22 protein-coding genes and 4 pseudogenes are annotated in these 19,622 nt (G+C 71.0%); 12 read left to right on the plus strand and 14 right to left on the minus strand.

What is annotated here, in order from left to right; translation table 11 throughout:
- Positions 1 to 186: 186 nt before the first annotated feature.
- Positions 187 to 336 (plus strand): hypothetical protein, encoded by a 150-nt coding sequence (locus ACWDBE_RS35185; RefSeq protein WP_449809973.1) that lies wholly within the window; start codon positions 187 to 189, stop codon positions 334 to 336.
- Here the strand turns inward: ACWDBE_RS35185 and ACWDBE_RS35190 are convergent.
- The 4 genes from ACWDBE_RS35190 to ACWDBE_RS35205 form a co-directional block, all read right to left on the minus strand.
- A complete protein-coding gene (locus ACWDBE_RS35190) occupies positions 333 to 731 on the minus strand; it encodes a hypothetical protein (RefSeq protein ID WP_449809974.1) in 399 nt (132 codons plus the stop codon). The genes ACWDBE_RS35185 and ACWDBE_RS35190 overlap by 4 nt on opposite strands.
- The gene (locus tag ACWDBE_RS35195) at positions 728 to 1,582 is read right to left on the minus strand and encodes an IS5 family transposase (RefSeq protein ID WP_449809975.1); all 855 of its coding nucleotides are present in this window, start codon (positions 1,580 to 1,582) and stop codon (positions 728 to 730) included. Before ACWDBE_RS35195 ends, ACWDBE_RS35190 begins: the two co-directional genes overlap by 4 nt.
- A 207-nt stretch (positions 1,583 to 1,789) precedes the next feature.
- Positions 1,790 to 2,935, minus strand: a complete 1,146-nt coding sequence (locus ACWDBE_RS35200) for a hypothetical protein (protein ID WP_449809976.1) — start codon at positions 2,933 to 2,935, stop codon at positions 1,790 to 1,792.
- A 275-nt stretch (positions 2,936 to 3,210) separates the two neighbouring features.
- Positions 3,211 to 3,906 carry a hypothetical protein gene (locus tag ACWDBE_RS35205; RefSeq protein ID WP_449793518.1) on the minus strand — a complete coding sequence of 232 codons (696 nt, stop codon included), beginning with the start codon at positions 3,904 to 3,906 and terminating at the stop codon, positions 3,211 to 3,213.
- Between the two features lie 249 nt (positions 3,907 to 4,155).
- Between ACWDBE_RS35205 and ACWDBE_RS35210 the strand changes: the two genes are divergently transcribed.
- A complete protein-coding gene (locus tag ACWDBE_RS35210; protein ID WP_449793519.1) occupies positions 4,156 to 4,776 on the plus strand; it encodes a GNAT family N-acetyltransferase in 621 nt (206 codons plus the stop codon).
- 651 nt (positions 4,777 to 5,427) lie between these two features.
- Here ACWDBE_RS35210 and ACWDBE_RS35215 read toward each other — a convergent pair.
- Together ACWDBE_RS35215 and ACWDBE_RS35220 are read right to left on the minus strand one after the other, a co-directional pair.
- A complete protein-coding gene (locus tag ACWDBE_RS35215; protein ID WP_449809977.1) occupies positions 5,428 to 5,712 on the minus strand; it encodes a hypothetical protein in 285 nt (94 codons plus the stop codon).
- 1,378 nt (positions 5,713 to 7,090) lie between these two features.
- A complete protein-coding gene (locus ACWDBE_RS35220) occupies positions 7,091 to 7,405 on the minus strand; it encodes a helix-hairpin-helix domain-containing protein (RefSeq protein ID WP_449809978.1) in 315 nt (104 codons plus the stop codon).
- 57 nt (positions 7,406 to 7,462) lie between these two features.
- Here ACWDBE_RS35220 and ACWDBE_RS35225 point away from each other — a divergent pair, with 57 nt between their 5' ends.
- From ACWDBE_RS35225 to ACWDBE_RS35240, 4 genes and pseudogenes are all read left to right on the plus strand, one after another.
- Positions 7,463 to 8,056, plus strand: a complete 594-nt coding sequence (locus tag ACWDBE_RS35225) for a TetR/AcrR family transcriptional regulator (protein WP_449793523.1) — start codon at positions 7,463 to 7,465, stop codon at positions 8,054 to 8,056.
- On the plus strand, positions 8,053 to 9,885 hold the full coding sequence (locus ACWDBE_RS35230) for an alpha/beta fold hydrolase (protein WP_449809979.1): 1,833 nt from the start codon (positions 8,053 to 8,055) through the stop codon (positions 9,883 to 9,885). Before ACWDBE_RS35225 ends, ACWDBE_RS35230 begins: the two co-directional genes overlap by 4 nt.
- A 51-nt stretch (positions 9,886 to 9,936) precedes the next feature.
- Complete coding sequence (locus tag ACWDBE_RS35235; protein ID WP_449809998.1) at positions 9,937 to 10,485, plus strand: hypothetical protein; 549 nt, start codon at positions 9,937 to 9,939, stop codon at positions 10,483 to 10,485.
- Positions 10,437 to 10,604 (plus strand): annotated as a pseudogene (locus ACWDBE_RS35240) (IS630 family transposase); the annotation flags it as partial. The gene ACWDBE_RS35235 and the pseudogene ACWDBE_RS35240, both read left to right, overlap by 49 nt.
- Before the next feature lie 125 nt (positions 10,605 to 10,729).
- Here ACWDBE_RS35240 and ACWDBE_RS35245 read toward each other — a convergent pair.
- Positions 10,730 to 10,876 (minus strand): annotated as a pseudogene (locus ACWDBE_RS35245) (transposase); the annotation flags it as partial.
- 89 nt (positions 10,877 to 10,965) lie between these two features.
- Positions 10,966 to 11,514, minus strand: coding sequence for a SixA phosphatase family protein (locus ACWDBE_RS35250; RefSeq protein WP_449809980.1), 549 nt, complete (start codon positions 11,512 to 11,514; stop codon positions 10,966 to 10,968).
- A gap of 260 nt (positions 11,515 to 11,774) precedes the next feature.
- Here ACWDBE_RS35250 and ACWDBE_RS35255 point away from each other — a divergent pair, with 260 nt between their 5' ends.
- Entirely contained in the window at positions 11,775 to 11,912 is a 138-nt protein-coding gene (locus ACWDBE_RS35255) for a hypothetical protein (RefSeq protein ID WP_449809981.1), read from the plus strand.
- 113 nt (positions 11,913 to 12,025) lie between these two features.
- On the opposite strand, the gene ACWDBE_RS35260 is transcribed toward ACWDBE_RS35255, so the two are convergent.
- Complete coding sequence (locus ACWDBE_RS35260) at positions 12,026 to 13,216, minus strand: hypothetical protein (RefSeq protein WP_449809982.1); 1,191 nt, start codon at positions 13,214 to 13,216, stop codon at positions 12,026 to 12,028.
- A gap of 324 nt (positions 13,217 to 13,540) precedes the next feature.
- Positions 13,541 to 13,987, minus strand: a complete 447-nt coding sequence (locus ACWDBE_RS35265; RefSeq protein WP_449793026.1) for a hypothetical protein — start codon at positions 13,985 to 13,987, stop codon at positions 13,541 to 13,543.
- Between the two features lie 218 nt (positions 13,988 to 14,205).
- Here ACWDBE_RS35265 and ACWDBE_RS35270 point away from each other — a divergent pair, with 218 nt between their 5' ends.
- Positions 14,206 to 14,631: a hypothetical protein gene (locus ACWDBE_RS35270; protein ID WP_449793025.1), complete on the plus strand. Its 426-nt coding sequence runs from the start codon at positions 14,206 to 14,208 to the stop codon at positions 14,629 to 14,631.
- Between the two features lie 384 nt (positions 14,632 to 15,015).
- Here ACWDBE_RS35270 and ACWDBE_RS35275 read toward each other — a convergent pair.
- Positions 15,016 to 15,335: pseudogene (locus ACWDBE_RS35275) on the minus strand (transposase); the annotation flags it as partial.
- A gap of 227 nt (positions 15,336 to 15,562) precedes the next feature.
- On the opposite strand from ACWDBE_RS35275, the pseudogene ACWDBE_RS35280 reads away from it, so the two are divergent.
- From ACWDBE_RS35280 to ACWDBE_RS35290, 3 genes and pseudogenes are all read left to right on the plus strand, one after another.
- Positions 15,563 to 15,782 (plus strand): annotated as a pseudogene (locus ACWDBE_RS35280) (hypothetical protein); the annotation flags it as partial.
- Between the two features lie 130 nt (positions 15,783 to 15,912).
- Positions 15,913 to 16,521, plus strand: a complete 609-nt coding sequence (locus tag ACWDBE_RS35285) for a GNAT family N-acetyltransferase (RefSeq protein ID WP_449793024.1) — start codon at positions 15,913 to 15,915, stop codon at positions 16,519 to 16,521.
- A gap of 227 nt (positions 16,522 to 16,748) precedes the next feature.
- Complete coding sequence (locus tag ACWDBE_RS35290) at positions 16,749 to 17,105, plus strand: hypothetical protein (RefSeq protein ID WP_449793023.1); 357 nt, start codon at positions 16,749 to 16,751, stop codon at positions 17,103 to 17,105.
- A 7-nt stretch (positions 17,106 to 17,112) separates the two neighbouring features.
- Here the strand turns inward: ACWDBE_RS35290 and ACWDBE_RS35295 are convergent, their stop codons facing one another.
- The 3 genes from ACWDBE_RS35295 to ACWDBE_RS35305 form a co-directional block, all read right to left on the minus strand.
- Positions 17,113 to 17,322: a hypothetical protein gene (locus ACWDBE_RS35295; RefSeq protein ID WP_449793022.1), complete on the minus strand. Its 210-nt coding sequence runs from the start codon at positions 17,320 to 17,322 to the stop codon at positions 17,113 to 17,115.
- A gap of 340 nt (positions 17,323 to 17,662) precedes the next feature.
- Positions 17,663 to 18,694, minus strand: coding sequence for a hypothetical protein (locus ACWDBE_RS35300; protein WP_449793021.1), 1,032 nt, complete (start codon positions 18,692 to 18,694; stop codon positions 17,663 to 17,665).
- On the minus strand, positions 18,691 to 19,056 hold the full coding sequence (locus tag ACWDBE_RS35305) for a PadR family transcriptional regulator (RefSeq protein ID WP_449793020.1): 366 nt from the start codon (positions 19,054 to 19,056) through the stop codon (positions 18,691 to 18,693). Before ACWDBE_RS35305 ends, ACWDBE_RS35300 begins: the two co-directional genes overlap by 4 nt.
- 228 nt (positions 19,057 to 19,284) lie before the next feature.
- On the opposite strand from ACWDBE_RS35305, the gene ACWDBE_RS35310 reads away from it, so the two are divergent.
- Positions 19,285 to 19,527 carry a hypothetical protein gene (locus ACWDBE_RS35310; RefSeq protein ID WP_449793019.1) on the plus strand — a complete coding sequence of 81 codons (243 nt, stop codon included), beginning with the start codon at positions 19,285 to 19,287 and terminating at the stop codon, positions 19,525 to 19,527.
- The last annotated feature ends 95 nt before the right edge of the window (positions 19,528 to 19,622 follow it).

Here is a 19,622-nt window from a genome sequence, read left to right on the forward strand (position 1 = left end):
CTTCACAGGCCCCTGAGCCGTCCGGTCCTCGCGGATCTCGAAGTCCAATGCATCCCCTGAACTGGGGTGTTGCAACGACTCCTAGAACCCAAGGGCTTGGGGGCGGGCCACCGCTGTGACATGGGGTGGGGAGTTCGGCAGGTTTGCTCGGGTCCGGTCGAGTCGGGAGCGCTGTACGATCGGCCGATGCGTGAGGACTATCCGTTCGAGGACGGCCGCAACCTTGCATGGGAGCTGGAAGGATTCGGCCCCGACGAGTGGCTCTGCTCGTCCGTCACGGTGACGCGAGAGCAGTTCCTGCAGGTGAGGGACCTGTTCGATCTCAGAGGACGTTAAGTCCGTTTCTGGTAGCGGCCGCGTCCGGGTTGGTCGAGGAGTCCCTGACGAACGAGTCGTCCCAGGCGGGAGCGGGTGACGTTGATCGAGGGCTCGTCGGTGGGCAGTCCGAGGAGTTCGTGAAGGTCGCGAACCTGGAAGACCCGCCCGGGGTACTCGTTGAAGGCGGTCACGATGCGCTGGTAGACGGTGGCGGTCTCCTCGGAAGCCTGTGCGTGGTCGGGCAGGACGAGGCTGTCGATGACCTTGCGGGTGGTGACGATCTCGGCGAGGCGGGCCTCGACTTCGGCCAGGACACGGATGAGTTGCTCGATCTGTTCTCGCAGGCCGTCGGCGCGTGCGGTGGTCTCGTCGTGTTCGGCTTGCAACAGCCGCAGGAGTTCGGCGACGTTCACGCGGCCAGCCCCACCTCGTCGCGCCAGGCGGGGCTGGGGGTGGTGAGGCGGCGGAGCATGACCGCGGTGGAGGCCCAATAGACGCGGGAGGCGGCGTTGTCCAGCCGGTGGTCGTAGTCACGGGCGAGGCGCCGGTGGAGCATGAGGGTGCCGTTGACCTGCTCGACCACCCACCGCTTCGGTTGCGGAACGAAGCCCTTGCCCTGGGTGGCGGGGTTGCGGCGGACCACCTCGACGGTGATGTCCTTCACCGCCCCGTGAATGATGACGGCGTCCTTGAAGCCCTGGTCGACCAGGACCTTCTCCAGGCGCATCCCGCATCGTTCGGCTGCCTGGTCCAGCAGGGCGATGCCGGCCTCGTTGTCGTGCGCGCTCGCGGCGAGGATCACCACACCGATGATCAGGCCCAGCACATCGACGGCGAGTCCCCGCTTCCTGCCGGGCGTCTTCTTGTTCGCGTCCAGTCCCGTGGTCTCCTTCGGCACCCCGGCCGCCACGCGCACGGACTGGGTGTCGATGATCACCAGGGACGGGTCCTCTAATCGTCTGGCCCGCTCCCGCACCTGGCAGCGCAGGATCTCCTGTATCCGCTGGTCAAGGCCGTCCTGGCGCCACAGACTGAAGTAATAGAACACGGCAGACCAGGCCGGGAAGTCGTGCGGCAGGAGCCGCCACTGGCAGCCCGTCCGGTTCTGGTACAGCAGCGCGTTCACGACCTCGCGCAGGTCGCAGGAGCCCGGGTCCCCGGTCGCCGAGCGCGATACCCGCTCCTGCTTCCAGGCGGTGACCAGCGGCTCGATCAGGGCCCACTGCCCGTCGGACAAGTCCGTTGAGTACGGCATCCGTTCCATGCCCCAACAGCATCATGCACACGACACGCGAGTCAGCCTGAACGACTCCGTACACACGAACGGGTGACACCAGATCATCCAGAAACGGACTTAACGTCCTCTCAGTGATGACGAATGGATGATGGCCGGTGGGTACCCGGTTCCCGTCGAGGCCCAGGGCCCGCTACGGGCAGTCGTCGAGACGGCGCTGTTCGAGGAGGGGGTGGACTACTTCCTCGGAGCTCGCCAGGACCTCCCCTCGGGACTCTGGCCTCCCGCCGGGGTCTGTGGGCCGTTCCCGGGCCCGATTCCTCCGCCGTAGAGCCAGCACCCGTCGTGACGGCTCCACAAAGCTCGCGCCAGAGCCGGTTCTCGTGAACAAACCCCGAGCCCGGTGTGCGGGACAAGAGGGTTCTGCAGCACGCCCGGCCAGGTTGTCCCGGGGCGTGCTGCACTCCGGGCGGAGAATGCAGCGGGTGCGATCGTTCTCACCGATAACCGCTGTACCGATGTTCCAAGCGCCGCCAATTGCATCTGATGCGAACTCGCGACGCTTCGCGAATCGCCGTAGTCAACGGCGCCAACCAGCGTGCTGACCATGGAATTTGGCTCGGCCTGCTGGTGTCGACGGTAGCGATGGACGTGGTGACGGCGCCAGCCTGTGTCACTCGTCTGGCTGACTGACCTGCGGTTTGTCCGTCGACTCGCATCAGATGCGGTTTTCTCGCGCTCCAGCTCCGAACCCTCCTTCCCCCCGATCGAGCCCCGGCACGTCCAGCACGGGCGCAGCGCGGCGTTGGCCGCGCGAGCCGCCTCCAGCCGCGCCTGGGCCGCGGCCTCCCGCTCCTCCTCGCGCCGCTCCTGCTCCCTCTCGTGGCAGGACCAGCAGCGGCTACCCGGCCGGCGGCTCCACTCGACCTGTCCCTTGGGGCCGTACTCCCAGGTGCTCTCCTCCTCGGGAACGTCGCCGCAGTCGATGCAGACCAGGGAGTCCATCAGCTCCTGGTGGGCCTTGTGCTGCTCGTCCTCGCGGGCGGCCTGGCGCAGGTCGTAGGCGGCCCGGTTGTTCGGGTTGTCCAGCGACTCGATGAGGGAGTGCCGGCCCGCGCGGCCGAAGCGCCACCACACCCGCCCGAGCGGCCCGCGGGCGGCCGGCAGCTCCAGGGTGGTCGCGACGATGGGCACGGCGTCGTCGTACTCGCGCCAGCCGTCGTCGTTGTCGTCGCGGACCTCTCTGCACCACCGGCCGCGCCAGCAGTCGGCGGACAGATCCGCGACGGCCTGCTGCCGGTTGGCCAGCGCGACCGGTCCGGCGTCGGCGACGACCACGGCGGGTACCCGGGCGGCGTGTGGCCGGGCCAGGTACGGCGCCACCAGTGCACCGTACGGTCGGCCGGCTCCCGGTCGGCGAGGGCCGGGTCGTTGTCGCGGACCTTGGTGCGGAACAGCTCGCGATAGCCGGGGGGAACTTCGCGGCGACGTCGGCCGGGGCCATGGTCGAGCGGTCGACCTCGACCATCAACACCGGCACCATCGCCCTACGACCGGCAGGTACCGGGACCGACGACAGGCATGCCGCTCACCCGGAAGACGGCGCCATCGCCCCCGTCCGGGGCCACAACCGGGATGATCGGGCACCGGGCCGCCGGTCAGTCCTTCGCCTCGACCTCGACGGCGGCCCGGATGTCCAGCGTGCGCCGGGCGAGTTCCTCGGGCTCGCTGGCGCCCGTCTCGTCGACGACGATGCCGACGGTGGTGCCGTCCGCCCAGGCGCAGGTGGTCTGGGAGACGGCCGGGTAGTCGAGCACCGCGCAGTCCAGCGCGCCTCCGAGGGGGCCGGCCGGGTAGTCCTGGCGCTCGGCCACCACCTCGCCCGACAGGTCGTTCACCGCCAGCCTGCCGAAGTACTTGTCCAGCTCCCGCCGGACGTCCGGGTAGCTGCCGGTCAGCCCGACCACGGTCAGCGTGGTCCTGACCGACCCGGCGGCGCCGTAGCCGGCCACCGTTAGCTCCCGGTACGGCCGCAGGGTCGTCATCCGCCGCTCGTAGTCGGCGCGCAGGGCCAGGGTGCTGCCCTCGTCCGGGAGCCGCACCTGGTCGCCGATCCGGTCCGCGAGCACGATCCGGTGCCGCGTCGGGGCGCCGGCCCCGGTCACCGCCGCGACGGTCAGCGCGGCGAACAGGCCGACGACCACGACCCCCATGATCACGGCCTTGCGGGGCACCCGCCGGTACCAGGGCAGTGGAGCCACCGGCACCAGGGTGTTCGCCCAGATCGCCTGGAGGCCGCTGGGCTTCCCGGCCTCCCGGGCGCCGTCGGAATCGGTCGTCCTGTCACTCTGCACGGGGCCGGATCCTACGTCAGCGCCCGCAGGGCCCGCCGGGGTTTTCCTGGCGCTGGTCGGTGCGGCGATGGCGCCCGGCAGGGCGCTGCGGGTATTCCAGCCGGTCCGGGCCGGCCGGCTCCCGCAGCTCCAGTCCGGCGTCGGCCTTCTCACCGATCGGACCCCGGCACGTCCGACACGGAGGCAGCGCGGCGTTGGCCGCGGGCCGCCTCCAACCGGGCCTCGGGCTCGGCCGGGTAGGTTGCTGGCATGGCTGAGCTTGGACCTGTGGTGTGGCCGTCCGCTCCGCTCAGGACGCCTCGGCTCGTGCTCCGCGAGTCCGAGGCCCGGGACCGGGCGGCGTATGTCGAGCTGCTGACCTCCTCTCAGGTGCGCACCTACCTCGGCGGTCCGCGGCCCCGTGAGGACGTCGAACATGCGCTTCCCGAAGTACCGGGGCGGCGTCCCGGTACCTTCGTCGTCGACCACAGCGGGCAGATGATCGGCCTGGTGACGTTCGACCGGCGCGACACGGCGCGACCCGGCCGCATCCACCCGCACGGCAACGACGCCGAGCTCAGCTACATGTTCCTGCCGACAGCGTGGGGACGGGGATACGCAGCCGAGGCATGCGCAGCGGCCCTGCGCTGGTTCGCCGGGGCGCTATCCGCAGAGCCAGTGGTGCTGTGCACCCAGGCCGCCAACGACCCCTCGGTGCGCCTGGCCGTGAAGCTGGGAGGTGGAGTCCTTGGCGACCCTTCGGGCCTCGCCGAACGCGGCGGTGAACAGCTGCTCGGGCACCGGGTGCAGGCGCAGCCGTTCCTCGGCCAGCAGCTCGGCCGGGATCCGGTGGGTCTCGCGGTGGATGCGGTCGTTCACCTCCGTCAGTGAAGATCCCGGTGTAGCTTCGGCGCGGCCCGCGCTTGCGCACGCCCTTCACCCTCGTCCGCGCCGGAGGCGTCGTACGACAAGAGGAGTCCCATGCGCTGAGGGGCCCCCGCAGAGCCGGGGCCACTCAGCGACACACCGTGACGAACCTGCGTGAACCAGATCACACTGCGATCCGGGCCCTGCGGCTTAACACCGCTTAACGTCTGACCCGTCTGAACGCATGTCACCGCGATTCTCAGTGCGGGGACACCGGACGATCGCTGCGCTCCTCCCGGCTCGCCGGGACGGCGGGCGGCGGCTGTCCGAAGGGAAACCCGGAGCCGGTGCGCGACTCGGCAAAAGTTCACTGCATTAGCTGACGCCCCAGGACCTGGAGGGGACAACCCCTCCGGCCAGGCGCGTTCGCCCCGCCCGGGCCAGCCCGGGCGGGGCACTACCCCATCCGCCCACCACCGGCCCGGACGCCGCCGGATTGCACCGCACCGCCCGATCCGGCGCAGCCGGCTGCGCACCGGCAGCTCGGCGCAGCGCGAGGACCGTGGTGCGGGTGCATCCAGGCGGTTCGTGAGCGTGCACAGCGTGGCGGGAGAGTTCGGGCTTCGCCGTGGTCGGCGGGGCCGGGCCCGCGCGGTGCGGGCCCGGCGTGGCAGTTCAGTGGGTGGCCAGCTCCTGGAGCTGGTGGGCGATGTCGCCGGTGGGCAGGCTGAACGGCCCGCACATCCCGTCGCTGGTGGCGGGCAGGCCGTCGATGGCCACCCGCAGGGCGTAGTCGGGGCTGGGCAGGCCGGTGGTGTCGGGCATCGGCGGGGCCATGAGTGCCGCGAGGTCGGGATATCCAGGTAGGTTCGGCAGGGCGGGCGGAAGCGGGGCGGGGGCGTCTTCGTCGAGGCGGGCGGCCTGGTGGAACCAGTGCTTTGCGTCGCGCAGCTCGCCCATGCGGATGTGGTGGAGGTAAAGGCAGCCAAAGTGCACACATGCGTATCTGGAGTCACCATAAGGGCATCGCTGGCGGCCATTGAGAGGCCGTCAATGGCAACGGAGTGTGGCGATGCGTTCTGCCGACGACCTGACAGATTCCCAGAAGAAGGCCCTGGAGCGGATTGCGGGCGACCTCGGTCAAGTCAGAGAGCGGCTCCAGTCGCTCCATGGGGAGGCACGATCCCTACTGTCGGACGGTGACTCCGATCCCGGCCCCGACGTCTTCCCCTGCCACGTCTGCCACAGGTGTCCGGACTTCGAATTTCCAAAAACTGCGACGAGAGGATTGGACTGCGCAAGGCCCGGCTGCGGCCACAACATCACTTCACACGACTTCTTCTGACCGAGAGCGGCCTGGCTGACCTGAAGTAACCGCGTTCTGGCGGGGAAACCTTGGGCAGACCGTAAGCGTGTAGGCGTCATCCCTCCCACCGCGAGCTGCGCGAACGCGGCGCACGCTGCAGCTACAGCACCCTGCGCGACTACGTCCGGCCGCTGCATCCCGGCCGCAGGGCCGAGGCAACCACACCGCCGATGGCCCGACCCCCCTCGCGGCGCTCATCGCCGAAGCGGGCGAGGTCCGGGCGGTGCTCTACGCCGCCGGTGCAGGACTCGGCGACGCCCCCGGGCAGCCCAACCGGGTCGACCACGACGCGATCTCGCCTTCGCCGACGCCACACGGACCGCCGGGGTGCGCCGCTTCGTCATGCTCTCCGCAATGGGCGCCAGTCCGACCGGGTCCTGCCCGGCCGACCCGCTCGTGGCACGCAGCCCCCTTGACTGCACCGTGGTACGGCCAGCCTGGTTCCGCGAGGGCCCCGGCACCGGCCGAGTCCACCTCGCCGCCACCACCGGCCGGGCGAGATCGACCGGGCCGACACCGCCGCCGTCCTCGCCACCCTGCTGACCGTCCCCGCCACCAGCCCGTCCCTTCTGGAACTCGTCACCGGTCCCACCCCCGGCGGCCAAGGCCGTCGCCCAGCTCACCCAGACCACCCAGGCCCCCGGCTGAAGCGCCCCCGGACGGCCGCAGAGCGCATCCCCTGGGACGGCCAGAACGGGCTTCCGCGCCCGCCGTCGGCGCCCCACCCCTGTCCCGGCTCACAGGTGGAACCACGTGGAGAGGCCGTCATTCACCCGGGTGAGCCTGACCGTCGAAGCACTGGCCGCACCGGCTTCGTGGGCGCTGCTGTCGCACTGGCTGCCCGGCCACAACCGCTCAGCCCTTCCGGCAGACAGCGCCGGCTTCGGGCGCGGATCGACGCGTGGAGCGCCTGCGGGCTCCTACGCCGCGCGGACTGGTACTCGGCTGCCACGACTGCCCACGGGTCGAGTTCTAGCCATCGCCGAAGTGGCACAGCAGTACACCTGCCGGCGCTGCGGCGCCCGTCAGGCCGGCCTGGAGCCGGTCCTCGCCGGTCTCGGGCCAGCCGAGCGACAGGGCGACCTTGTCGGCGAGGCGGAAGCCGAACCCGCGTACTTCGGTCAGGCGGTAGGAGCGCTCGCGGAAGGGAGCATCGACCGGAATGTCGCCGACTGGCTCGGCAAGGCCAGCCGCGCTCCCCGGGTTCTTGCGGCCCACCCGCAGACGGACCGCCTCTCGGGGCGGGAGGGCCGCCCGGCCGGGTGCGGTCGGCACCGAGGTGGACATCGCTGCGACAAGCTTGAGGCACTTCACAAAATCTATAGACCAGTCTATTTTTGAGTCATGGATGGAACCAAGGGAGCCAGGACCAGCTCGCGACTGGCGGAATCGATGCTGGAACTGATCCAGCGGCACGGCTACAGCGGCACGGGACTCAACACGGTGGTGGAGCACGCGGGCGCCCCGAAAGGGTCGCTCTACTTCCACTTCCCTCAAGGGAAGGAGGCCCTCGGAGAGAAGGCCGTCGAGCTGGCGGCCGCGCGATTCGGCTCTCTCGTCGCCGACTCGGCGCGAGGGTCGGCCACGCCGGGTGAGGTGGTACGCCGTGTGATCGACGAACTGGCCGGGATGCTCGACGACAGCGACTTCCAGCTGGGATGCCCGGTCTCGGTGGTGACACTGGAGATGGGTGCGCAGAGCGAACGTCTGCGAGACGCCTGCGCCCGTGCCTTCGAGTCATGGATCGCGCCGGTCAGCGACCTGCTCAGTGCGCACGGCCGCCCTCGTCCCGCCGCCCGGGCCCTGGCGACAGCCGTGGTCAGCATGGTGGAAGGAGCGGTGATCGTCTCGCGTGCCCAGCGGTCCACCGAGCCGCTGCACTGTGCCGCCCAGGCGATCACCGTGCTGCTGGAACAGAGCGCGGAGGCTTCGGCATGAGCGCGGAGGACCGGCATGCACTGGTGCTGGGTGCAAGCGGCTTGATCGGGCGCCACCTGGTACTCGCGCTCGGCCAGGCCGGCGTTCGAGTCAGCACGGCCAGCCGGAGCCATGAGTCCTACCAGCGGCTGACTCGCTGGCTGGCCGGGCGCGGGTACGACCAGAGCCCGGCCGACCTCCGGGTCAACTTCGCCAAGGCGTCACTGATCGACGGCGAGTGCGACCACATCACCGAGATCTACAACTGCGCCGGCGCCTACCGGTTCGGCATGTCGGTGGATGAGGCGCGTCGCGCCAACGTGGACAGCGTCCGCGCGGTCGTCGCGTTCGCGGCGCGGCTGCCGAACCTGCGCCGCCTGGTTCAGGTCTCCGGATACCGCGTGGGCGGGCAGGACGCCGCCCCGTGGAGCGAGGAGTATCGACAGGAGGCCTACCGGGCCCTGGGCGCCTACGAGGCGTCCAGGGCCGAGGCGGACGCCGTCTTCCAGGACCTGGCAGGGCAGTTGGGCGTTCCCTGGTCCATCGTCAACCCGGCCAGCGTGATCGGCGACAGCGCCACCGGGGAGTCCGACCAGTACCTCGGACTCGCCTCCAATATGAAAGACCTCTGGCACGGCTCGCTTCCCGCGCTCCCGGGCAACGGGCACACGTTCGTCCCCGTGGTCGCGGTCGATTACCTCGCCCGTTTCATGACGCTGCTTCCGATGGACGAGGCCACCCACCGCACTGCGTACTGGACGCTGGACGACGACACGCCCGCACTGCCCGACCTGCTCACGCTCATAGCGGAGCACTACGGTGTCAAGGCACCCAGGACACGGGTCCCGGTGTCCCTGCTCAAGCGGCTGCCCCAGTGGCTCACCAAGGCCGACCCGGAGACCCTGACGTTTTTGTCGACCGACCGCTACCCGACCGATTCGGCCCGTGCCTTCGCCGCCCGGCACGGGCTGGCCATGCCGGACACCGCCACGACGATCCGCCGCTGGGCCGACCACCTTGCAGCCCACCGCTTCGGCGACGCCCCCGCAGGTGACAGACGATTCACCAAGCTGGGCGGGATACGGACTTTCGAGCTCGGCAAGGCAGGCGCACCCACGGTGGTGCTGCCCGGTCTGCCGGTCAACGCCGACACCTGGGCGCCGGTCGTCACGGCGGTCGGGCACGCGCGCGCCGTCGACCTGCCGGGGCTGGGCATGAGCGCCGGATGCCGCGAGGACTGGCAGTCCTGGCTGACCGCGCTGGTCACCGAGACCGGTGCCCGTCACTTGGTGGGTCACTCCATCGGCGCCGCGGCCGCCGTCGACGCCGCGACCGCCCACCCCGATGCGGTGGATCAACTCACGCTGGTGTCACCGTTCTTCCTGCAGGGGCACCCGCCCCGCACCGTCAGGCGGACGGCCCTGACCCGCTGGTACCTGAGGCGGACACCCCCCGAGGCGCTGGCCGAGCGGCTGACCGGCACCACGGGCCACGCGGCCGCGCTCCGGTCGGCTGTCGCGGATCTCCGCCGGGGCACCGTTGGGGCTACCGCCGCCGGGCTTCTGGCCGCCACGGCGAACCCGCAGTGGCGTGCTGACCTCCAGGCCAAGCTGCAGCACTACCCAGGGCGTGTCCACATCGTCCTGGGCTCCGACGATCCGCTCACCGTCGAGGGACAGTCGCTGCTGGACACTCTCCCGCACGCCACCGTGACAGTGGTTGCCGGCGCGGGGCACCATCCTCAGCTGACGCACCCAGAAGTTGTCGCTCAGGCCATCGGTCCGCAGACCGCCTTCCTGAGCTCGCACAGTGAACCCGGCGTCAGGGCGGCACGCGTACGACCGCGGTGACGAGGTGCTTGGCAGTCGAGTCAGGGCCTCGGCTGGCTGGGCGGTGGCGTCGTGGATGTCGGCGACCTCCCGCAAACGGTCCGCGTTGCGCTTCAGCCGCCAACCGACCGGTTCGGGGGCGGCGGCCGCCAGGATATCCAGCTCGCCGGCCCGCTCGCGCAGGCCGGCAGCGTGGGTATCGGTGCGGACGGCGTTGCCGCAGCCCGGCTGGCAGGCGTACTGGTTGGGCGCGGTCACATCGGTATCCGGGTCGCACAGAGCCGTGTCCCGTTTGAACACGCAGATCAGGTGGGCGTCGGGGTTGTCGAACAGGACCATTCCGTCGCGAGCGAGGAACGCGGCGGCCTTCTTCGCGAACGCCTTGTGGACGGTGCGGCCTTCGAAGCGGGGTGTGGTCGCGGCGGCGGTCAGGGCACGGCGGGCAGCCGGGCCGGAGATCTTCTCACCGGCGGCGATCCGCTCGTGCAGGCGAGCCGCGGTGTCGGCGGCGGCGAGAGCCGTCTCGACGTCGAGCACGCTGTGGATGCCGCGCCGGCTGCGGGTCCCGTACCCGCCGGCGACGCGGGCGTCCAGGACCGTGCGCATGTGCCCGTACTGTGAGGTCGATCCGGGCGGCCCGCCCGGACGGCGCCCCGATCCACGTCATCCTGGACAACCTGTCGGCCCACAAGGGCCAGCAGATCAGGCGCTGGGCGGCCAAGAACCGCGTCGAGCTGTGCGCAGCGCGTCGTGGACCCGGTCCCAGGTGCCGTCCGCCGTCCAGGCCCGGAACCATCGGTAAGGCCGCGTCCCACGGTGCCAGATCGTGCGGCACCAGCCGCCAGGCCCATCCGCTGACCAGCACGTACAGCACGGTGTCCACGACCAGCCGACGCGGGAACTTCAGCGGACGACCGCGCCGTCGCGGATCCCGCTCCGGCAGCAGCGGCTCGATCACTGCCCATCGAGCATCCGTCAACGACGAGTCAGGAGCGCTCGCACGAGCAGACACACATGACGGTGATCTTCGCGGATGCCTCAAACGCGAAGATCACCGCCAGTACATCGCGCCACGGAGTTGATCACTTGCCCAACACTTTCTCAGCCCTGCGAGGGGGTCCAGAACGCGGTGATCCTCGCGACGCCGGGCCCGAGCCCCTGCCAGGAACCATCGAAATCGAGGACGGCCACGGAGGCGGTCGGGAACCCGGACTCCTCCACCCGCCGGGAGAGGCCGTCGTCGGCTTTTCCGGTGAGGAACCCGACCAGCTCGGGCAAGCTCGGATTGTGTCCGACGAGGACGAGGTTGCCCACGTCGTCCGAGGTCTCCCGCACCATCGCGACCAATCCGGCGATCCCCGCCTCCCGCCGATGGATGTCCACGCTCAGGTCGTAGAGCCCCCGTTCGTGGACCGTCTCGGGGAGCCGTGCCAGCGTGGCGCCCACGCGTTCCCAGGTCTCCGTGGTCCGGTGAGCTCCGGACACCCGCGCGAGATCGGGCGTGATGCCGGAACCCGCCAGCCACCGCCCGGCCCGGGACGCCTCCTCCTGCCCTCGCCCGTCGAGCCGCCGTTCCTCGTCGACCGTCGTCTCCCGCTCGGCCTGTGCATGACGGATCAGAACGATCCTCCGGCCGGTACCCGTGATCACGTTGGCCTCCCCTTGTCCGCCAGCAGCGGTGCGGCCCGGTGGAATCGCTTGATCCTTTGCATCCGGACACTACCGGGACGGCTCCGGCGCCCGCGTCCGTCGGAGCAGCCGGCGGCTCGACGACGAAGCCAGGGCATGGGCTGACGACAAGACCTGCGCCAGCCGGGCGATCCGCCGTCTGCTGCGGCACCGGGGCATCGTGGTGACCCCCGAGCGTAGAGGCCAGGGGGCCAACCGCCTGCGTCCGTGGTGACCTCGGTGTGGAGCCGGACGGTGACGAATACCGATTCGACGACCTCGATCACGCCGACCGCCTCGCCGGCGAGGAGATCGGACCACGCGGCCCCGTCGAAACCGAAGCAGCCCGCCGCCTCGCCGACGACCTCAACAACCAGTAGTGATCTGTTAACCCAACACTTTCTGAGCCGTCGCACCATGGACACGACGAAGGGGCCGGCCTCCCGAGCAGTGGGAGACCGGCCCCTTCGGCCTTCGGTGCGGGCCGCTGGCGTCAGCGCTGGACGGTGGGCCGCAGGGTGGTGACGGCGCCGTAGTGGCCGTCCGAGGCGCCGCCGACCTCGATCCGCACCGGCGCGGCACCGGTCCGCTTCAGGCCGACCCGGAAGGTGTACTCGACCGGGTTGCCCTTCATCACGCCCACCAGCTGGGCCGGCGCCACCCCGAGGTTCCCGTTGCAGTCCTCGGTCACCTCGAAGGACTTCCACTCGCCGCCGACCTTCGCCTCCATCGTGACGTCCGACGCGGACAGGCCCTCGCTCGCGGAGGAGGACAGCCGCACCACCGGGCGCAGCAGGTGAGGTCCGTCGGGCGAGGCGACCTTGAAGGTGAACTCGGTCGGGGTCTTGCCGACGGTGAGCGGGGTCGGCTTGGAGGCCGAGGCCAGCGTCGGGCGGTGGCGGTCGACGACCTTCGTGGTCACCACGCTCTTCGTCATGTCCGTGTACGACGTGGTGTGCGGGGCCGGGGCGTCCGCCTCGACGGTGAGGCTGCCCGGCTGGTTGCCCGCGTCGAGAGCCATCCGGTACTCGACGGTGCGGCTCTCACCCGCGGCCAGGGTGAAGGCCGCGTCGTTGCCGGTGCCGGCGTAGTCCATGCCACCGCCCTGGCTCAGCGCCGGCAGGGCCTTCCAGCCGGAGGCGTCCTTGCGCTCCAGGGTGCCCTGCGCCATGGAGAGCATCCGCTGGCACTGCGCGCCCTCGTACTGCTGGGTCGCGACCACCGGCGCCACCGCGCGGCTGCCCGTGGCGTCGTTGTTCTTCCAGGTCACCGAGAACGAGACCTGGTCGCCGACCTGGATCTTCTGGCCCTCGCGCAGACCGTTGAAAGTGATCCCGATGCCGCCGGCCTTGACGGGGGTGGCGGCGGGCTCGGCCAGAGCGGGCTTGGCTGGGGCCTTCGCGGCGGGCTTGGCCGCCGTCCCGGTGGCCGCGGGGGTCTCGGCGGCGGCCGTGGCGGTGGTCGGGGCCGCCTCGGTGGTCGGCGCGGCCGGGGTGGTTGGCGCGGCCGGGGTGGTGGGGGCCGCAACGGCGCCCGCGCCGGGGGTGGCCGAGGAGGTGGCCGAGGGGGCGGAGGCGGCGACGGACGACCCGCCGTTGGTCGGGCCGCAGGCGGCGACACCGACGGCGGCGACGACGGCCAGCGGGACGATCTTCGCAATACGGGCGATAACGGACGCGTTCATGTGACAGTCCCCCCAAAGGACATGGTGATGGTGATCGGATGCACGGGCGCCTACCGTCGCGCCCCGAGGAGCCGGCCCGAGCCCCGGCCCCGCCGGCTCGCTCTCCCCGCCTCTCACCCTGATAGACGTCCATCCCGCCCGGGGGTTGCAGCCGGGTTCGAAGTTTTTTCCGCGACTCCTCCCCCGAACACCGAAAGGCGCCGTGACCAGCGGAAAACCCCGACCACAACACCTCGAAGGCCCGCCCGGGGCCGACCTGCTCGATCTTCTGGCGCTCGTAGACCCGGGACACCCCGCCCGATGAGCCGCTGCTCGCCGGGCTCCTCACCACTGCTGCGGGGCAGCCGCACCCGCTCCTGCCTCAGGTTCTGGAGCGGGCAGGCCGCCCGGTGCCGGGTCACCAGTGGTGATCAGCGGCGCGTCCGTGTCGTGCTTTCGCCAGGCTTCGGCGATGCGTGTGAGACGGGTAGGGGCGGCGATGCCGCGCACGGTAGCGATCCTGCCGCCGACGATGTCGGACGTGACCGCGCCGACGACGTGGTCGCCGAGCACGAAGAGGATGGCGGGGGCGCCGTTGACGACCGCGTAGTGGGCGGCGGGCGCGCCGCCGACAAGCCGCCGCTTCGCTGGGGTGGGATTGAAGCCGGCCCGTGCGATAGCAGCAATGCGCTGCGGGGTGTCGTACCGCAAGTCGGGACGGGCGCAGCTCCGGGCCGGTTCCTCGCCGGTGGCCGGCCGGTCGGTGGCGGCGGTCGGCGGGGCGCTGTTCATAGGCGGGATCGTAACCGCCGGGCTCGACACTCCCCGGGTTTCGCCCCCACACCCGGCGGCGGGGCGAGAGACGATCCCATGAGTCCGTGGAGGACCGGCGAGGCCAGGGCCATGAGCTTGGGATCTGCGGGTAGCGGGCGGCTTGCCGGAAGAGTTGCCGGGCGGAGATCCGGGAGAGATCGTGTCTGGTGGGGGTTCTCCAGCAGAGGAGGCAGCCAATGGCTCTGTCCGACACCCTCACCACCCTGGCTGAGCGGGCCAAGGTCGCCGAGGATCACGCAGCCAAAGCCGCAGCCCAGAGCCGCGAGCAGTTGCGAGCCGAGGTCGAGAGGGCTCGCAGGGACGCCCAGAACCAAGCCGCCAAGCTGCAGGGGTCCGCGCGCGGCACCGAAGCGAAGATGTCGCAGTGGTGGGCCGAGATGCAGCAGAACTGGCGCGACCACACGGCCAAGGTGAGCAGCGACATCGAGGCCCGCAAGCAGGAGCACGACGCGGCCCGCGCGACCCGCGCGGCCGACCGCGCCGAGGCGGACGCAGCCGCCGCGGTCGAGTTCGCGTTGGCCGCCATCGAAGAGGCGGAATACTCGGTCCTCGATGCCCGGTTGGCCCGCATGGAGGCCGATGAGAAGAACGCGGGGCGCTGACTCCGGTCGACCCGGTGGTCGCCTCGTCCGCTGGCCGGGGTGAGGTACGGCTCAACCTCCCGGCCGCCCCTTGGTGACCGTGTGGACGAGGCGGCCGGGTCGGCGCTCGGGTCCGGGCTCGGCGCCTCAACGACGCCGACCGGCGCGCGCTGGGTAGTCCAGGCTCTCTCCCAGCAGCATCAGTGTCGACCGCAGCCGGGACGGCTCCGCCTCGTCCCCGGCCGCGGCGCGCAGCGCCGCGAGGACGTCCCGCAGGGCCCTCAGGGCCCAGGCGGGGAGGGCGTAGAGAACGACCGGGGTGCGGAGTCCTGTGCGGGGGCGGTGAGGTCGGCGGTGACCTCGCCCGCCGTTTCCAAGGTCAAGGCCGGAAGAGGGTACTCGGTAGTCGCGGGGCACGTCGATCTCGACCGGGCCGACATCGGTGACCACGGTCTTGGACCGGGTGCCGTTGCGGGAGTTTCCGGAGCCGGCACCGGCCGGGTCGTGCTTCTCGTAGCCGAGGTGGTCGGTGATCTCGCCCTCCAGGGCGGCCTCCAGGACCCGCTTGGTCAGCTGCTGCAGGAGACCGCCCTCACCGGTCAGCTTGATGCCTCCGGAGCGAGCCCGGTCGACTGCCCGATCAACTGCTCGTCCAGCACGTCCGGCGCGAGCTCGACCGGCCGGACCTCTTCAACCGCCTCAGCGGAGACGATCACGTCACTCATCAGGTGTTCTCTCAAGATCAGGAGTTACACCGAAGACCGTACAGACCCACACCTGGACCATCACCCCCGCAACCACATGGCGCAGGAGGGGCTGTCCCTAAACGGGACAGCCCCTCCGCCAGCAAGATCTTCAGCAAACTTCTAGCTGTCAAAGCCGTTCGATGGTGCTCTTCTCCCAGTCCGAGAGATCGTCGGCGAGCCGGCGTTGGCCGGCCGCTCCAGCCCGCATCCAGCCCGACGAGGACGATCCAGCCTGGTTCGCCTCCGTCGCGGTGCTGGACGAGGGCGGCTACGAGATCGTCCGCCGTGACGCGAGTCGCAGGGAACACGACGTGGTCACCGAGACCAGCATCGGCACAATCGCTCGCGACCTCATCCTCTGGTTGGCCGCCCTTCCCCGGACGGCCGACCAGGCGCACGTTCGACGCCTTCTCAAACACGCCCTAGCGGGCGGCGGGCGGTGGCGGGGTGACAGCGGCTTCCAGAAGAGCAGGTTGGTGTGGGTTCCTCAAGGCCCGGGGTCTCCCCCGGCACGAAATGCCTTGTCGGAGGGTTGTCCCGGTGACAGGGTCGGTACGTGAACGACGAACTGGCTCAAAACGCCCTCACCGTGCGTCCCATCACGGATGCCGACATCCCCGTCGCGGTCGACACTCTCGGCCGGGCCTTCGCCGACTATCCCTTCACCCGGCACGTGATCGCCGCCGACGACCACGAGGCACGGGTCCGGCGCTTCCAGGAGCTCTGCCTCACCCGCATCGCCGTGCCCTACGGCCGCGTGTGGGTCGCCGAGGACGGCCTGGCCGTGGCCGCCTGGACCGTTCCGGACCGGGACCCCTCGCCCGCCTTCGCCGAGATCGGCCCACTGCTCGGCGAGCTCATCGGCGACCGGCAGAGCGCGTTCGACACCGCCGAGCAGGACGTGGAACCGTACCGGCCCCAGGAGCCGGTGTGGTTCCTCAGCACCGTCGGCGTCGCTCCGCACGCGCAGGGGCGCGGCCTGGGCCGAGCGGTACTGCTCCCCGGCATCGAGGAGGCCGAACGCGCCGGGTACCCCGCGTTCCTGGAGACCTCCAGCGAGGACAACGTGCGGTTCTACGAGCGGCTCGGCTTCAAGGTCACGGCCGACATCCCGTCCTCCGACGGCGGCCCCCGCACCTGGTGCATGCGCAGGGACCCGAGCTGAGAAACCGGGCCGGCCCGCCTGCGCTTGATCGCGGGCCCGGAGCGCCGGTTCAAGCGGCCGGGGTGACGAATCCGGTGGCGGCGGCGTTGGAGCGGGGGTGAGCAGCACTTCCTCTCCCCGCCCGCGGCGCGGCGCCGGGTTGGGACCGGGCGTCGCCGCCCGGGCCTTCGCCGTCGTGGGCCGGGCTCCGCGGTCCCCGCTTCCCTGGTCGCAGGAGTCGGTCGACGATGGGCTGCAGGGCGTGCTGGCCGGCCATCAGCAGCTGGTGGCCGCGCGGTGGGGCGGCGTTCGAGGACCTGGACGAGGACGTTCTCGGCGAGGTGGCCCAGGAGGCCCGCCGGGACGGGCAGGACCCGGCCTGGGCCGTCGATGTGTTCGTGCGGGGTCTGGTCCGGCAGCTGGAGGACTGGAGGCAGGCCGACACCGCGCTGGCGAAGGCGCTGAACGAGGCGGCGCTCGGGCGGCCGTTGCTGGTGTGGGCGGCCGATGCCCTGGCCGCCGAGCAGGGCCGGCTGTGGGGCGCGCGGCAAGCGCTGCTGGAGGCTGTTGCCCGGCACCACCACGGTGGCCCTGCGCCCTGGTGAGGCCGGGTCAGCGGGCGGAGGCCGCCCTGGTCTGGTGGGCGCGCAGGATGGCGTCCAGCGCGAGGTCCGCGGTGGGGTGGGTCTTGGGGCGGGAGAGGGTGTCGACGAGGAGCCGGGCGCCGGGCGGCTGGTAGAGGAGGGCGATCCAGCCGGCCTGTCCCCACGGCCCGTCGGGCAGGGGCGCGGTCCAGCCGACCGGCGTGCTGTCGAGGCGCAACTGGAGGACGCCCCGGGCGTGGGGGGTGAGCCAGGAGTCGAGTTCCCAGCCGGCCGAAGGCGGGCTCCAGGTCGTCGAGGAGGTCGGGGAAGTCGAAGCGGATCTCCGGGTCGGTGCAGGCCTCCCTGCGGGCCTGCTCAGCCGTGACAGCCGTCGATCGCTGGGCCGGCACCGGCCCGGCGTCCGACTCAGGGACGGAGGCGGGGGCGGGGACGTGACGGCCGGACCGTGCGGGCCTGGGGTGTGCCTCGCCGCGCCCGCCGTCGCGGCACGGCTGAGGGCGCACGGCCGACCGATCGAGGGTGGGGACTGGCCGGCCCGACGCTGGTGCCGGCGTCGTTCACCGGGCCCTCATCTTCCGGAGACAGGTGACAGCCAGGGCGCCGTTGTAGACGAGCAGTACTGCGGGGACCCAGGGCGGCGCACCGCCGCTGTCCGAGTCCGTCAGTTTGAGGGTGAGCAGCACGGCGAAGACGGCCGTAAAGGAAAGGGCGCCCAGGAACCGGCGGCGGATCCGGTTGCGTTCGCGCACTGGGCCGTCGGCCAGGTTCATGGCGTAGATCTCCACCTGGCCGAGTTCCTGCTGTGCGGCGCGCCCGGTGGCTGCCAGGTGCTCCCGTGCTTCGGTCACGTGCTGCTGGGCCGTGTGCCTGGGATAGCCGTGCCGCCCGTACAGCAACTCGCCCAGTCGGCGCAGCCATTGCTCGTCGTCGAGCCGTCGGCCCTCGCTCGGGGAGAACCACCGGCTCACGATCCGCTCGGGTATGGCCAGCCCCAGGGTCGCGAGAAGCAGCGCGAACCCGACTGCCGCGGAAGGCGGGAACGGGAAGGAGTGCGCATCCCGGACCGCGGGGAGCGACGCCGAACCGATGCCGGCCGCGGCGATGACGCCGGCACCGCTGCCAAAGAGCCAGGCCGTCCGAGTCCGTCCGGCCGCGCGCAGGGCGGGGAGGACTGCGAAGGCGGCGGCCACGAGCACGGTGGCGGAAAGGGACGAGAGGAGAACCGAGGCGCCGGCGTGCCCCTTGTAGCCGAAGGTCCCCACCGCGGCCATGATCAGGACGGCGATGCTTCCTGCCACCATGCCCTGCTGGAAGTGCGTGAACGGTGCTCTTCCTTCGAAGTCGCGTGTGCTGCGGTGCCTGGGGTCGACCCGCTCGGTGGCCACCGCGGTGGCGTACTCCTCGGCGGGGCCGAAGAGTTCCTCCGCCGACTCCCCCGTCTCGGTCACCGCCTCGGCAACCTCCCCCAGCACACGGTTCACGAGCTCGCGCGGCACGCGGTGGACGAGGGTGAGCTCTAATTCCAGCTTGTCGGTCCAGGCAGTGCGGCCGCTGTTGCCCGTCCGGGTCCCGGCCGTGGTCTTCGTCATGGGTTCTCCTGTTCGTGGGGTGTGGCAGGGGCCGCTGCCGGGATCGTCGCCGTCGTGTCGACTGCCGTGCGGAACTCCTGCCACGCCCGGCGCTCCCGCGCCAGCCGCTCCCGCCCCGTGTCGGTCAGCCGGTAGTACTTCCGGCCGGGCCCGCCCTCTCCGGGGGCCCACCGGACCTCGACCGCGCCGTCATCGGCGAGCCGTGTCAGCGCCGGGTACAGCACGGCTCCCTTGACGGTGCCGAGTCCCGACTCTTCGAGCTGCTGGAACAGCGCGTATCCGTAACTCTCTCCGCGCTCCAACGTGGCCAGAAGGCACAGCGGCAGGACGGCGCGGAGCCATGCGGGCTGGATGTCGCCCATGCATCAACCCTTCCGAGATCACGACTAGTATGAATTTCAGAATAGTCGGGCGTCAAGAGTATGGGCATCGGCCCCATCTCCGGCGTCAGCGGCGGCAGAGCCTCAACGGCCAGCGGGCACCCAGCCCTGCCCACACCCACCCTGACCTGCATCTATTTACGCGTCAGGGGTGCGCAGGTGTAGGGCTGGTCCCGCGCGGTCAACCGCAGCGTGAGCGGGACGCCCTTCTTGTCCGTCGAGCACTCGATCATCACCGCGATTTGGCACATGGTCACCGACCACGTCGCCTACCAGGAACTCGGCGGCACCTACTTCACCCAACGGCCGGCCTGGCAGCAGCACTACATCGTCTTCCCCCGGTTGCTGTTCGTCCTGGCCGACCTCGAGCAGCACGGCACCAGCGCGGCGGTGTGGCACACGCTCGCCGACCGCGACCGCGACCGGGCCCGGTGCGGGGCCTGGCAGCTGTAGGGCGCAGCGGTCGGTCCGGGGACGGCATCAAGGTGTCCGTCCGGGCCATCAAGGGATCCGGGCCCGCCATCAAGGTGTCCGCCCCGGGCATCAAG

This window comes from Kitasatospora sp. NPDC001132 (assembly GCF_053598415.1).

Bases quoted from the DNA above. Each gene is read 5' to 3' on its own strand.
- ACWDBE_RS35185 (WP_449809973.1), top strand. From the start codon at position 187: ATGCGTGAGGACTATCCGTTCGAGGACGGCCGCAACCTTGCATGGGAG.
- ACWDBE_RS35195 (WP_449809975.1), bottom strand. From the start codon at position 1,582: ATGGAACGGATGCCGTACTCAACGGACTTGTCCGACGGGCAGTGGGCC.
- ACWDBE_RS35210 (WP_449793519.1), top strand. From the start codon at position 4,156: ATGGCTGAGCTTGGACCTGTGGTGTGGCCGTCCGCTCCGCTCAGGACG.
- ACWDBE_RS35215 (WP_449809977.1), bottom strand. From the start codon at position 5,712: ATGGGCGAGCTGCGCGACGCAAAGCACTGGTTCCACCAGGCCGCCCGC.
- ACWDBE_RS35220 (WP_449809978.1), bottom strand. From the start codon at position 7,405: ATGTCCACCTCGGTGCCGACCGCACCCGGCCGGGCGGCCCTCCCGCCC.
- ACWDBE_RS35225 (WP_449793523.1), top strand. From the start codon at position 7,463: ATGGATGGAACCAAGGGAGCCAGGACCAGCTCGCGACTGGCGGAATCG.
- ACWDBE_RS35230 (WP_449809979.1), top strand. From the start codon at position 8,053: ATGAGCGCGGAGGACCGGCATGCACTGGTGCTGGGTGCAAGCGGCTTG.
- ACWDBE_RS35260 (WP_449809982.1), bottom strand. From the start codon at position 13,216: ATGAACGCGTCCGTTATCGCCCGTATTGCGAAGATCGTCCCGCTGGCC.
- ACWDBE_RS35265 (WP_449793026.1), bottom strand. From the start codon at position 13,987: ATGAACAGCGCCCCGCCGACCGCCGCCACCGACCGGCCGGCCACCGGC.
- ACWDBE_RS35270 (WP_449793025.1), top strand. From the start codon at position 14,206: ATGGCTCTGTCCGACACCCTCACCACCCTGGCTGAGCGGGCCAAGGTC.
- ACWDBE_RS35290 (WP_449793023.1), top strand. From the start codon at position 16,749: ATGGGCTGCAGGGCGTGCTGGCCGGCCATCAGCAGCTGGTGGCCGCGC.
- ACWDBE_RS35300 (WP_449793021.1), bottom strand. From the start codon at position 18,694: ATGACGAAGACCACGGCCGGGACCCGGACGGGCAACAGCGGCCGCACT.
- ACWDBE_RS35305 (WP_449793020.1), bottom strand. From the start codon at position 19,056: ATGGGCGACATCCAGCCCGCATGGCTCCGCGCCGTCCTGCCGCTGTGC.